This is a genomic window from Mesorhizobium sp. LNHC221B00 (assembly GCF_000502935.1).
GTDB classification, from domain to species: Bacteria; Pseudomonadota; Alphaproteobacteria; order Rhizobiales; family Rhizobiaceae; genus Mesorhizobium; species Mesorhizobium opportunistum.
On record NZ_AYWR01000023.1, the window covers coordinates 69,189 to 82,652 of the forward strand.

The window sequence follows — 13,464 nt, forward strand, 5'->3', positions numbered from 1 at the left end:
CGACCCTCCCTAAACTGTCTATTTCGCGCCGAGGCTCAACGCTTTATTGCGGTCGGCCTCGGCACGCTTGTGGTTGCCCTTGGCGTCCCACGCCTTGCTGCGCACTTTGTAGGCGGTGGCGAAATCTGGTTTGAGCTTTATCGTCTGGCTCAAATCGGCGATGGCCCCGTCATAACCCGCCTTGCTGATCCGGATCACGCCCCGGCCCAAATAGGCGAAGGGGTTCTTGCGGTCGAGGCCGAGCGCCTTTTCGAAATCGCGCAGCGCTGCGGCGTCCTCATGTCTGCCCATCCATATGAGGCCCCGATCGGCATAGACCTTTGCGTCCCTGGTATTGAGACTGATGGCCTTGTCGTAGTCCGCAAGCGCACCGTCGTAATCTCCCTGGAAACCGAGATTCTGGCCGCGGTCGTAGTAGGTCTCGGCACGATTCGGATTGAACGCGATCGCCTGGCTGTAGTCAGCGACGGCATGAGCGTAGTCCCGCTTGGCCTCCCAGGCCATTGCTCGGGCCAGATAGGCGTCGTGGAACGCCGGAAAGAATGCAATCGCCTTGCCGTACAGGGCTATGGCGCCGTCATAGTCGTTCTTCTCATGCAGCGTCCAGCCTTTGCTGAACGCCTGCGCGGCTGGCGAAGCGCTGCTTGGCTTGGTCGGCGCCTCGCCAACGGCTTTGCCTGGCATTTTTGAGGCGTTCGCTTTCGCCGCCATGGCGATCTGGCGGCCCTTGCGGGCGAGGGCCAGCTTTGGATCGAGCTTCAGCGCCTGGTCGTAGTCGGCAATGGCCTGGTCGTACTCGCCCTTGGTGAACCAGATGCTGCCGCGCCCGAAATAAACCGGAGCATATTGCGGGTCGAGTTCGATCACGCGGCTGTAGTCCGCGACGGCACGATCCAGTTCGTTCTTTTTGCTCCAGGCGACGGCGCGACCGATGTAAGCGTCGACATAAGCGGGATAGAGTTCAATAACCTTGCCGTAGTCCGTGATGGCTGCGTCATATTTGCCTTTCGCGACGAGCGACGTACCGCGGCCGACATAGGCCGAGGCTTTCCTTGGGTCGAGCGCAATCGCCTTGCTATATTCGGCGATGGCGCGATCGAATTTGCCCTTATCGTAGAACGCATCGCCACGATCCATGAAGGCTTGGAGGTTCCTGGGATCCGAACCGACGGCGAGCGGCGCGGCGCCGCCTTTCTTCAAGGCGGCCACGGCCGCCTTGCGGACGACCGCGTAGTCCGGATTGCCCGGATAGAGCCTTATCGCCTGGTCGAAGTCGGCAATCGCGCCGCTGTAATCCTTGCTATCGGCCCGTTCTATGCCGCGCCCGTAGTAGCTGGGGGCATCCTTGGCATCGATCTCGATCGCCGCCGAATAGGCTGTGATCGCTCGCTGGGCATCGCCCTTCACGTGCCATGCCATGCCCATGCAGAAATAGGCATCCACCAGCTTCGGATCGAACGCGGCGGCCCGATCGCAATCGGCGAGGGCACCTTCGGCATCCTCGGTGGTGGCCTTGGCCATGCCTCGGCGAACATAGGCAGAGACCATATTTGGCAGGAGCTCGATCACGCGGTCATAGTCGTCAATCGCCCGATCATAGGCGCGCTTGTCGTTCCAGGCGTTGCCGCGGCCGAAATAGGCGAGGGGGCTGTCCGGGTCGAGCGCGATCGCCTTGCCATACGCGCTGATTGCCTGGTCATACTTGCCGGCATCCGACAGGCTGTCGCCGTGCCGTACCGCGGCCAGAACGCGCGGGTCGGTCGCCTGAATGAGCTTCGCCATCTCAGCGGTCGAAAGCTTGGCCTCGGGCTGGCTATCATGGTCGACGTCCTGCGGGACCGCAGGTTCGGCGCCGGGTTGCGGCTCGGCTTTCGTCGCCACCGCTGCCCTGCGGCTGGCGAGATAGTCCGCATTGCCTGGATCAAGCTCGATCGCCTTGTCGAAATCGGCAATGGCGCCGTCATAGTCTTTCCTGCCGGCCCTCGCCATGCCGCGCCCGTAATAGCTCGCGTCATCCTTCGGATCGATCTCGAGCGCCGCCGAATAAGCGGCGACCGCGCCGGCAGCGTCGCCCTTCGCTTGCCATGCCATGCCCTTGCAGAAGTATGCGTCGCGCGCCTTTGCATCGAGTGTTGCAGCCCGGCTGCAATCGGCAAGCGCGCCCTCGGCATCGCCTGACGTAACCTTGGCGAGACCCCGGCGAAGATGCGCCGCGGCAAAATTCGGGGCGAGTTCGATGACCTTGTCGTAGTCTGCGATCGCCTGCTTGTAAGCGCGTTTGGCAGCCCAGGCCTTGCCGCGGCCGAAATAGGCAAACCGGTCGTTCGGATCGAGCGAGATCACCTGGTTGTAGGCGCCGATCGCCTGGTCGTACTTGCCCATGTCCAGGAAGGCATCGCCGCCAAGGACCGCTTCCAGGGTTTGCGGATCGGTCGCCTCCATGGCCCTCGCGGCCAGCGTGTCTTGTGTGGCCGTAATATTCGGAACGACGGCTCGCGGCTTCGGCTGTTGTGTGTCCGGCGGCGGAGCCGACTTGCTCTCGTTGCCCGCAACCCGTTCACTGCAGCCTGCCGCCCATTTTGGATCGAGTTCGGCGGCGCGACGGCAATCCTCCGCCGCACCGGCCGTATCGCCCTTCAGTGTCCTGGCGGCGGCCCGGCTGAAATAGGTTTCAGCGCTCTCCGGATCGAGGCTGATCGCCTTATCGAAATCGAGAAGTGCGCCTTCGATACTATACTTTGCAAGCCGCGTTTCGGCGCGTTCAAGCAAGGCTTTTGCGGCTGCCGGGTTTCTTGTCTCCGTGACAGGCAGCGGAGCTGTTTCGCCAGGAGCGCGTTGGCTGCAAGAGCCTGCGCGCGTCGGGTCGAGTTCGATGGCGCGCCGACAGTCGCTGGCGGCAATGGCGTGGTTTCCTTGCGACGCTTCGGCGAACGCCCGGTCGTAAAAAGCTTCGGCGTTGTAAGGATCCAGCTGGATCGCGAAGCTGAATGACTCTATCGCGCCTGCGACGTCGCCTTGCACCTGCTGCTCCAGCCCCCGTTCGAGGTTCCAGGCAACGAGTTCGGAGTGATCCTCTTTGGGATACAGTTGTAGCGGTTCGTACAGGGGGGATGCGCCAGGGTCGGGCGATTGTGACAGAGCCGGCGCCTTCGTGCCGACCTGTCCTGTGTCACAAAGACCTGCCTTCTTCTGATCGCGTTCGATGGCCTTTCGGCAATCGGCGACTGCACCGACCGTGTCGCCGCTACGTGCCCGCGTGAGCGAACGGCCGAAATAGGCGTCGGCGTCCGTCGGTTTGAGGGCGATCACCTTGTCGAAATCAGCGATGGCGCGGTCGTCGTCGCCGCTGTTGGTCAAGGCGACGGCTCTGTTGTAGTGGCCGTCGATGCTGGTGGAATCGAGCCCAACCGCCCGATCGGCGTCTGCGAAGGCGCGACCCCAGTCGCCCTTGGCGATCCAGGCGGCACTGCGATTGGTATAGGCGTCCACGCTCTCGGGATCGAAGCCCGTGGCCGCGTCGAAATCGGCGATGGCAAGGTCGTAGTCGCCCCTGGAAGCGCGGGCTATGCCGCGGTTGACATACGCCTGGACATCCTGCGGATCGCTCCGGATCGCCTCGCCATATTCGGTGATCGCCCGGTCATGGTCGCCCTTTTGCTGCCAGACCACGCCAAGATTGTTGTGCGCTTTGCCATAGTTCGGATCGGCCGCGATCGCCTGTTCGAAATCGATAATGGCCGCGTCGGTCTTGCCTTTGCGGAAGAAGGCCAGGCCACGGCTGTAGTAGGCATCGCTGGAGTCCGGCTCGAGACTGATGGTGACGTTGAAGTCAGCAATGGCGCGGTCGTTTTCCCCCTTGTTGTACCAGGCAGTCCCGCGGTTGAAATAGGCGATAACGCGGTTCCGCGACGGCTCCGTCTTGTCCTCGGCAATCGGCGTGCAGGCGGCAATGAGTTGGTCGGCATCGACCTTGCCGTCGCTGAAGCAGACGGCGTAGTCCTTGCCGGCGGCGAGCGCGGCCGTGTTCAGCGCGAGAAAAGCGGCAAGGCCTGCCGGCCACCCTCGGCGCAAAGCTCTCGCCAGCAAGCGCGATCCGATCGCGGCGGCGACCAGCCCCGCAGCCTTCCAGCTCACCATTTCACCGGTCCTCCCCCCGAAAACCTGATCGTTTCAATGACAATCGACTTATTGTTCTTTATTTGTTCCAAAAATGCAAGCATAAATTGCAATACGGCTGAGACGATAGGCACTTCCTAGGGGCTCGCATGCCTTTCGGAAGCCCTATTTAGTGCCGATCTGGGCTTCTCGGTTAACGGCCCGGCAATGGTTGCGTGCAAAGGTCACCCGGAGGGATCATTGGGGTGCTTGGCTTGCTCATGTCTAAAAGTGAAACCCTTTCGAGCGCCAATGAGAGCGGGATTCTGTCCGCGGCACGAAAGCGCGAAATCCTGATCGACCTGCGCGAAGGCTTCTTTCGTGTGTGTGCGTTGGCCTTTGCTGGCATATTCGTCTACCGCGGCGTATCCCATCTCATCGAGGATCCGACCCGACTCAACATTGCGTTGCTGGCAATCTCCGAGGTGCTCACCTTCACATGGCTGATGCTGTCGCGGCGCCCGATGACACGCGACTGGAACCCTCTCACCGTGATTGTCACCATGATTGCCAGTTTTGGCGCCGGCTTCATCACGCTGGAACCGGGAGCGGCCATCATTCCGGTGTATGTCGCAGCCCCGCTGCAGATACTGGCGGTGTCGTTTGTCATCTGGGGGAAAGCATCGCTGGGGCGTTCGTTTGCCTTGCTGCCCGGCAATCGCGGCGTGATGACCGGCGGTGCCTACCGCCTGGTGCGGCATCCAATCTATGCCGGCTACCTTGCCGGCCATATCCTGTTCCTGCTGTCGGCCTTTTCCTTCTACAATCTCGCTGTCTACGCCGTGATAACCTACCTTCAGCTTTATCGAATCCTGCGTGAAGAGGCCCTGCTGGCGGCGTTGCCGGAATACCGCGACTACATGAGCCGCGTGCGCTACAGGCTGTTCTACGGCATCGCCTGACAGTTCCCGCCCCAAGCGGAAGGCCAACTGGTTCGGACTGGCTGAGGCCGTTTGGAATGTTTTATCCTGGCCGGCATTGGAAAGCGTTTTCCGCGCTAAGGACATAGCGCTCACCATGTTTCGGTTCTCGAACGACGATGTCGGCCAGAGCGACTGTTGAAGCGATGTCCCGTGCCGTGTATCGGTAGACCTCAGTATAATCTCAGCTTCATAAAATCGACTTAATGCTGTATGACCGGAAAATATCGGTACATATACGCAATGTTATCTGCTTTTTTTAGAAACTTATGTTATCATTTTAATACTATTAAATATATTTCGTTTCTTCAATAAAAACCACCGTATATATTTTAGAAGGCGATTTTGAAACTGAAAAATCACTCCCGACGTAGTTGGTTTTGCAATCGGCCGTGAGCCGACTGCCTTAGCGCAACGACAACAGGAGAGTGTTATGGCTTCCACCATCAAGACAGTCGCCAGTGTGTTGGCGGGTAGTGCAATGGTCTTGGTTCTTTCCATGCCGGCAAATGCGGCAGGGCTCGGCGTTGGCGCGTCGGTTGGCGGTGGCGGCGTCAACGCCGGCGTCGGTGCTTCTGTCGGTGGCTCCAGCGGCGTCAACGCCGGACTTGGTGCATCCGTCGGCGGGTCGAGCGGCGTCAACGCCGGGCTCGGCGCGTCCATCGGCGGCAGCAACGGCGTCGCCGCCGGGCTTGGCGCCAATGTTGACGGCACAAGCGGCATCGGCGCCAACGTGGGGGCGGGTATCGGCGTCGGCACCAATCCGTCAAATCCGTCCAACCCAAGCAACCGTTTGAACCTCAGTCGTACGAGCCTGCCGGGCGTCGTGGCCCAGATGTCCGACACACAGGTGATGCGCATGAAGAAGCGGTGCGTCGACGTGCTCGGCAGCGAAGGCGCTTACGATCGTGACCTGCGTCAACTCTGCCTGCTGATCGCGCGCCGCTAAGACCAAGAGCGCCGGGATCGGAAATGCGGAGCCAGCCGACCGCACCCTCCTTGCTCGGCCGGTCGGGAAAGCCCGCCTCTGAGACGGGCTTTCTGCCTGGTGGGCTGAGTGCGCCGCGGCCGCGAAGGCTCCGGCGGAACGCCAGAGCCGCTAAAACGTTCATACCTTGCAGCATCCGAATGGCGCGATGTTGAACCGACGCAGAAAGCGCAATCAGGAGCAGGGAAGGCCATGGGTCTCGGAACGATACTTATCATTATTCTAATCCTCGCGTTGCTCGGCGGCTTCAGCGGTCTGGGCGGTGGCCCATTCTACGGAACCGGTTATTACGGTGGTGGTGGTCTCGGACTTGTGTTGCTCATCGTCATCATCCTTGTCGTGCTCGGGCGCATTTAGCCGGTTCTCGGCCGCAGGGTTCGCAATCTCGTGAGCAAGCCCGTGCTGGCGTGCACCGGAATGTGATGGAAGCAGGCCAGCTTGTGATCCCGCGGTTCGCCGGATTCTTGTAGCTTGATTGCGGTCCACACCCCCCGTGGAAACAAGAGGAAAGGGTCCCACCCCACATCCTCCTCCAAGGCCCGCCCCGGTATCCCGGAGCGGGCTTTCTTTTGTCGTGCCAATTGATTCTCAGCCCACGCGTCAAGGTTGTCCGGTTGAGATGAGGGCCATCCATCCATCGCTCACCTGTCGATCGTTGACAGAACTGGCGTGTCAAGTTATTGAACAGGACTACACAGGTTTACTGGACAGGTACGCATATGAAGCGGCGCGCGGTTCAATTGTCTCCCGGCACGGGCAAGCCCGAGCAGATCGCCACCGTTCTCGAACATGAAATCCGCTCCGGCGTGCTCGGCTTCGGCGACCGGCTGCAAAGCGAGAACGAGCTCGTCCAGCGCTTCTCCGTCAGCCGCAACACGGTCCGCAAGGGTCTCGAGGAGCTGTCCAGCCGCGGGCTGATCACCACAAAGGTCGGCGTCGGCTCCTTCGTCACTTTCGATGGCAAGCCGGTCGACGATGCCATCGGCTGGTCGCGGGCGCTGGCCAATGCCGGCGCCAATGCCGAGACGCGGACGCTGCGGCTGGAGGTTATCGAGGACGCCGATCTGGCTGCCATGCTGGAGATCGAAAGCCCGTTCTTCATTGCCGTGGACCGGGTGCGCACCAATGCCAGCGACGGCCATGCAATCTCCATCGAGCGCAGTCGCCTGCCGTTATCGCCCGAGCTGGAAGACGTGCCGCTTCGCGGCCTGCGCGAAGGCTCACTGCACCAGACGCTGCGCGCCGCCGGCCTCATTCCCGATCATGGCGAGGAATGGGTGGGCATCGAGATGCTCAATGCCGACGACGCCGCCATCCTCGGCTGCCCGCAAGGTACGCCTTTCCTGCGCGGCCGCCGATTGACCCGCGCGGCCGATGACCGGCCGATCGAATATGTCATCAGCCTGCTCAACCCGGCGCATTTCGCGCTGCATATGAGGTTCTGAGCGATGCCGGATAGCACGACACTCGATCGGGCGATGGGCGCGCTTGTCGGCGGAGCGCTGGGCGACGCACTCGGCATGCCGACGCAGCTTCTGTCGCCGGCCCGGATTGCCGAACTCCACGGCCATGTCGAGGATTTCATCGAGCCTTTCGCCGACCATCCGGTGTCGAAGGGACTTCTGGCCGGGACCATCACCGACGATACCGAACAGGCGCTGTTGCTCGGCCGCATCCTCGTCGAATCGGGCGAGCGCTTCGACCATGCGCGTTGGGTCAACGCGCTGCTCGACTGGGAGCGCGACGTCAAGGCGCGCGGCAGCTACGATCTCTTGGGCCCGTCGACCAAGCGCGCCATCGACGCCATCAACAATGGCGTGCCGGCGGAAGAGGCGGGGCGCAGTGGCGATACCAATGGCGCGGCCATGCGCATCGCCCCGGTCGGCATCATGATGCCGCTGGAGCCGCTCGACGCGTTCGTTGCCAAGGTAGCCGAAACCTGCCGCGCAACGCATAACACGTCGATCGCCATTGCCTCGGCCGCCGCCGTTGCGGCCGCCGTCAGCCGTGGCATCGCCGGTGGCGATTGGCGCGCCGCATCAGACAGCGCCGTCGCGGCGGCGAGGCGAGGCGCAACGCTCGGCCATTGGGTGACCGGTGGCGACATCGCCGCTCGCATCGTCTGGGCGCAGGATATCGTGCGCGGCAAGGCGAAAAGGGATGCGATCCGGCTGATCATCGATCTGGTCGGCACCGGCGTCGCCAGCCAGGAATCGGTTCCGGCAGCCTTCGCTGTTCTGGAAGTCGCGGGCGGTGATCCCTGGCAGGCGGCGGTCATCAGTGCCAATCTCGGTGGCGATACCGACACGATCGGCGCCATCTCCGCCGGCATGGCGGGTGCCTGTGCCGGATTCTCGCGATTGCCACCGCACCGTGTCGCTGGCCTCAAGGGCATCGACATGGCGGACGTTCGGGCGCTGGCCGCCGACCTTGTCGCGGCGAGGGTGGCTAGGAGCGGTGCGCAGAAGACTGGCTCCGGCAAGGACGCCGCGGCATGAGCGGGCGTCTGGTCCATATCGGCAGCGCGGTGGTCGATCATGTCTACCGTATCGATGCCTTGCCGGCACCAGGCACCGAGAAGACGGCGTCGAGCTATGCGCAGGTCGCCGGCGGCGGTTTCAACATGATGGTCGCGGCCAGCCGCACAGGCATGAAGGTGGTGTTCGGCGGGCAGCTCGGCAGCGGACCGAATGGCGACTTTTTACGCGCGGCCTTCGCCACTGAGGGCATCGAGACGCTGACACCGCCATCGCCGGTCATGGACAGCGGCAATTGCGTCGCCATGATTTCGAGCGACGCCGAACGCACGTTCGTGTCATGGCCAGGTGCCGAGAGCGTGCTCAGCCTCGACATGATGGCGCCCGTGGCCGTCGTGCCTGAGGACTGGGTGTTCACGTCAGGCTATACGCTGAGCTACAAGGGCAGCCGCGATGCGCTTGCCGACTGGATCGAGGCGTTGCCGGCGCAAACCTCGTTTGTCTTTGACCCGACGCCGATCATTTCAGACATTCCGAGGCCCATCCTGGCACGGGTGCTTGCCCGGGCCACGTGGCTGAGCTGCAACGTGACGGAAGCCGTCGAGATCGCCGGCCAGGGCGATGTCGAAGCCGTCGCGGCGCGGCTTCTTGCCGACCATTGCCGGCATGCCGCCGGCGTCGTCATTCGTTCCGCGGCCAAGGGCTGCCATATCAGGCTGGCCGACGGCACGACACGGACCGTTGCCGGCTTCAAAGTGGATGCCATCGACACCAACGGCGCCGGCGACACCCATATCGGTGCTTTCGTCAGTGCGCTGTCGCGCGGCGCGCACCCCTTTGAGGCAGCGCGCTACGCTAATGCGGCGGCCGCCATTTCGGTTACCCGCCATGGCGGCTCGTCGGCGCCAAACGATCACGAGATCCAGGAATTCCTAAGCCGTGACGGTTATTCGGTGACCGCGCCTGGCCGGAAGCAAGAGGCCTAAACAAAACCCGCCAAGCGGGTAAACAATGAGAGGAACGAACATGCGCATGCCCAGACTGACTGCTTTCCTGGCGGCGACCGCCGTCATCACCTCAGGGCTGGCCGCCAGTGCCGCCGAAGTGCATGTGCTCAACTGGAAGGGCTATGGCGCTGACGAGCCGTGGGCCGTCGAGGCCTTCGAAAAGGCGACCGGCAACAAGGTCGTCAACGACTTCTTCAATTCCGAACAGGAAATGTTGACCAAGATCCGGACCAATCCGGGCCTCTATGACGTGGTCATGATCAACGCCGCCTTCAACGACCAGGCGATGGCGGAAAAGCTGATCCAGCCGATCGATATCTCGAAGCTGCCGAACTATGCCGACATCAGCAAGGACAAGGCGGGTTCGCCGATGCTCGACCATGACGGCAAGGTCTACGGCGTGCCGTGGGTGTGGGGGCTGACGGCGCTCGCCATCAACGAGAAGTCCTTCGACAAACCGCCGACGTCGATCGCCGAAATGTGGGATCCCGCGCACAAGGGCCGCGTCGTCATCCGCGACGACGCCGTCGAGGCGGTTCAGTTCGGCGCCATCGCCACCGGCCAGAACATCAACGACATCAAGGACATGGACGCGGTGAAGACGAAGCTCACCTCGCTGATGCCGCAGATCAAGACTTTCTGGAGTTCGGAAAACGACTGGAACCAGATGGTCGCCTCCAATCAGATCGACATCGGTACCTATTGGAGCGGCTCGGCCGATCGCGCCAAGACCCACTTCAAGCTGCCGGTCTCGCTGGTCATTCCGCAGGAAGGCGCCGTCGCCTGGCTCGATGCCTTCTCCATTCCGGTCGGCTCCAAGAATGTCGCGGGCGCTGAGGCCTTCATCAACTACATGATCGACCCGAAGTTTTACGTCGAATGGGTTACCAAGGTCGGTGCGCCCGTGTCGGCCAACACCAAGGCGGTGGACGCGCTGCCCGAGGATGCCTTCAACCGCAAGGTGATGGGCGATCCCGAGGTCGCCAAGCGCATCCAGTTCCAGGCGCCCATCACCGACAAACAGCGCGAAGCCTATCTGGCGCTGTGGCAGCAGCTCAAAGTCGACGTGAAGTAAGAGCAGACGTCCGGGCCGGCCGGCGATCTTCGCCGACCGGTTCTTCAGCCCTGGGAGGAGTGCATGATGGCAGGTGCGGCCGCGTCGCGCAGTGGGTTGAAATCGGCGCTGCCGCTGCTGGCGCCAGCCTATCTCTGGCTGACGGTGGCGATCTTCCTGCCGCTCTCGGCCATGGTCTTCTTCTCCTTCATGACCGACCTGCCGCTGTCGGGAAAGCCGTGGGCTTTCACCCTTGGCAACTATGCCGCCTTCTTCTCGCAAAGCCTCTATTTGACGCTGCTGCTGGCGTCGCTGCGCCTCGGCCTCGAAGTGACGCTGTGGTGCATCGTCATCGGCTATCCCGCGGCCTATGTGCTGGCCAAGGTGCTGAAGGGCCGCAGCCGCGAGGCGATCTTCCTGCTCGTCATCCTGCCGTTCTGGTCGAATGGGCTGGTGCGCATCTTCTCCTGGGCGATGGTGCTGCGCGAGGGCGGCATCCTCGATACGGCGCTCAACGCGGTGCTGCCGTTCAAGATCAACATCGATCTCATGTATTCCTATCCAGCCGTCATCATCGGGCTGGTGCACTCCTACGTGCCCTACATGGTGCTGACTTGCTATCTCACCCTGCAGGCGATCGACGATTCGCTGATCGAGGCCGGGCGCTCGCTCGGCGCCTCACGGCTGCAGGTGCTGAAGCGGGTGATCATCCCGCTGTCGATGCCGGGACTGGTGGCGGGCGCGGCGCTCATCTTCGTGCCGGTCGTCGGCTCGTTCATGGAGCCGCGCATTCTGGGCGGCCGCACCGGAACCTTTTACGGCACGGTGATCGAGGACCAGTTCGTCGCCGTGTTCAATTGGCCGCTGGGCGCGGCACTCTCCTTCATCCTGCTGGCCGTCGTGCTGGTCATCCTGGCGGTTGCCTCTCCGGTGTTGCGGAGGGCCGCGTGATGATGACCACCCGCATCCTCGAAGGACTTGGCCGCCTCTATGTCGGGCTGCTGCTCGCCTTCCTCTATTTGCCGATCATCATCATGGCGCTGATGTCGTTCAACGTCTCGCCCTTCTACCAGCTGCCGTTCGAATGGACGACCGAGTGGTATGCCTCACTGTGGCAGAACGACCAGCTGATCTCGGCCACCTGGAACAGCCTTGAGATCGCCGTCATCACCACCATCATCAGCGTGGTGCTGGGATCGGCGGCGTCGCTGGCGCTCTACCGCTATGAATTCCGGGGCAAGAAGTTCCTGCAGGCGCTGCTGTTTCCGCCGATCGCCATTCCTTGGCTGATCACGGGAACAGCGATGCTGATCTTCTTCTTCGGCGTCGGCATCGGGCGCGGCCTGTTCGCCATCCTGCTTGGCCATGTCGCGCTGGCGCTGCCCTATGTCATCGTCGTCGTCTCGGCGCGGCTGCAGACCTTCGCGCCCGAACTGGAAGAGGCGGCGCGTTCGCTCGGCGCCAACCAGTGGCAGGTGACCAACCGCGTCACGCTGCCCTGGATCATGCCTGGCGTCATCGCCGGCGGGCTGTTTGCCTTCGCGGTGTCGTTCGACCAGTTCGTCGTCTCCTATTTTCTGGCGACGCCTGGCCAGACGACGCTGCCGGTCGAAATCTACGCCGCAATCCGCAAGGGTTTTACCCCCGAGATCAACGCGGTCTCGACGATCATCATCGTCGTGTCGATGGCGCTGATGTTGCTGACGGCGCGGTTCTTCAAATTCGGCGGAGAGAAATAATGGCCGGCGTGCAGGTATCGAACATCTCGCGCAGCTTTGGCGCGCACAAGGCGCTGGACGATGTCTCCATCGATTTCGCCGATGGCGGTTTCTATGCGTTGCTCGGGCCGTCGGGCAGCGGCAAGACCACGCTGCTGCGCCAGATCGCCGGCTTCGATTTTCCCGACTCCGGCCGCATCGCCATTGGTGGCGAGAGCGTCGAACGGGTGCCGGTCGAGAAGCGCCGCATCGGCATGGTGTTCCAGAACTACGCGCTGTTTCCCAATATGAGCGTCGCCGACAATGTCGCCTTCGGCCTGTCGGTGCGCGGCGAGGCCAAGGCTGTGATTGCCACCGAAGTGCAGCGCGCGCTCGATCTCGTGCAATTGGGCAAGCTTGGCGGCCGCCGGCCGCATCAGCTCTCCGGCGGCCAGCGCCAGCGCGTGGCGCTTGCGCGCGCCATCGTCACCAAGCCGCGCGTGCTTTTGCTCGACGAGCCGCTCGGCGCGCTCGACAAGGCGCTGCGCGTCGACATGCAGATCGAACTGAAGCGCATCCAGCGCGAGATCGGCATCACCACCATCTTCGTCACCCACGACCAGGAAGAAGCGCTGACGATGAGCGACCGGATCGGCATCTTGCGCGACGGCAGGCTGGTGCAGGAAGGGCCGCCAGAGGAGATATACGACCGGCCGAAAAGCGAATTCGCCGCCACCTTCCTCGGCGACGCCAACATTTTCCGCGGCGATTCGACCGGGAACGGCATCCGGCTGCCGGATGGCACGGCGATCGCCGCCGGCGCGGGCGCGACGCTTGCGGCCGGCGCCAAGGCCAGCTGCGCCGTTCGGCCCGAGCGCATTCGGATTGCCACGGATGCAGGCATTTCGGACGGCGATGCCAATAGCCTGAAGGGCCGGGTCTCCAAGCGTATTTTCGCCGGCAACAACTGCACCTACTTCGTCGAGCGCGCCGGCCAGACGTTGAAAGTTATCGTGCAGAACACCGGCGCGGACAGGTTGGCGGAAGGGCAAGATGTGGTGCTGCGCTGGTCGCCGGAGAGTACGGTGCTGATCGCGGCGGGTTAGGCCGCGCGGTTCGATAACTGGGACTGTGGCGTTCCTTCGCACCCCCCTCTGTCCTGCCGG

The 13,464-nt window shown here is 62.7% G+C and carries 11 protein-coding genes; 10 read left to right on the forward strand and 1 reads right to left on the reverse strand.

Annotation, left to right across the window (positions count from 1 at the left end):
* Positions 1–18: 18 nt before the first annotated feature.
* On the reverse strand, positions 19–4,137 hold the full coding sequence (locus X741_RS142685) for a tetratricopeptide repeat protein (protein ID WP_023779791.1): 4,119 nt from the start codon (positions 4,135–4,137) through the stop codon (positions 19–21).
* Between the two features lie 194 nt (positions 4,138–4,331).
* Between X741_RS142685 and X741_RS142680 the strand changes: the two genes are divergently transcribed.
* The 10 genes from X741_RS142680 to X741_RS142640 all read left to right on the forward strand — a co-directional run bounded on the left by X741_RS142680 (position 4,332) and on the right by X741_RS142640 (position 13,404).
* A complete protein-coding gene (locus X741_RS142680) occupies positions 4,332–5,057 on the forward strand; it encodes an isoprenylcysteine carboxylmethyltransferase family protein (RefSeq protein ID WP_245272778.1) in 726 nt (241 codons plus the stop codon).
* Positions 5,058–5,508: 451 nt separating this feature from the next.
* A complete protein-coding gene (locus X741_RS142675) occupies positions 5,509–6,024 on the forward strand; it encodes a hypothetical protein (protein WP_023779793.1) in 516 nt (171 codons plus the stop codon).
* A 231-nt stretch (positions 6,025–6,255) separates the two neighbouring features.
* A complete protein-coding gene (locus X741_RS1000000168995) occupies positions 6,256–6,420 on the forward strand; it encodes a DUF3309 family protein (protein WP_023768317.1) in 165 nt (54 codons plus the stop codon).
* A 362-nt stretch (positions 6,421–6,782) separates the two neighbouring features.
* Positions 6,783–7,508 carry a GntR family transcriptional regulator gene (locus tag X741_RS142670; protein ID WP_023779794.1) on the forward strand — a complete coding sequence of 242 codons (726 nt, stop codon included), beginning with the start codon at positions 6,783–6,785 and terminating at the stop codon, positions 7,506–7,508.
* Between the two features lie 3 nt (positions 7,509–7,511).
* Positions 7,512–8,561: an ADP-ribosylglycohydrolase family protein gene (locus tag X741_RS142665; RefSeq protein ID WP_023779795.1), complete on the forward strand. Its 1,050-nt coding sequence runs from the start codon at positions 7,512–7,514 to the stop codon at positions 8,559–8,561.
* Positions 8,558–9,526 (forward strand): PfkB family carbohydrate kinase, encoded by a 969-nt coding sequence (locus tag X741_RS142660; protein ID WP_023779796.1) that lies wholly within the window; start codon positions 8,558–8,560, stop codon positions 9,524–9,526. The genes X741_RS142665 and X741_RS142660 overlap by 4 nt, the downstream gene beginning before the upstream one ends.
* A 40-nt stretch (positions 9,527–9,566) precedes the next feature.
* On the forward strand, positions 9,567–10,622 hold the full coding sequence (locus X741_RS142655; RefSeq protein ID WP_023779797.1) for an ABC transporter substrate-binding protein: 1,056 nt from the start codon (positions 9,567–9,569) through the stop codon (positions 10,620–10,622).
* A gap of 66 nt (positions 10,623–10,688) precedes the next feature.
* Positions 10,689–11,552 carry an ABC transporter permease gene (locus X741_RS142650; RefSeq protein ID WP_023779798.1) on the forward strand — a complete coding sequence of 288 codons (864 nt, stop codon included), beginning with the start codon at positions 10,689–10,691 and terminating at the stop codon, positions 11,550–11,552.
* Positions 11,552–12,340 (forward strand): ABC transporter permease, encoded by a 789-nt coding sequence (locus X741_RS142645; protein WP_031250399.1) that lies wholly within the window; start codon positions 11,552–11,554, stop codon positions 12,338–12,340. Before X741_RS142650 ends, X741_RS142645 begins: the two co-directional genes overlap by 1 nt.
* Complete coding sequence (locus X741_RS142640) at positions 12,340–13,404, forward strand: ABC transporter ATP-binding protein (RefSeq protein ID WP_023779800.1); 1,065 nt, start codon at positions 12,340–12,342, stop codon at positions 13,402–13,404. The genes X741_RS142645 and X741_RS142640 overlap by 1 nt, the downstream gene beginning before the upstream one ends.
* Positions 13,405–13,464: the final 60 nt, after the last annotated feature.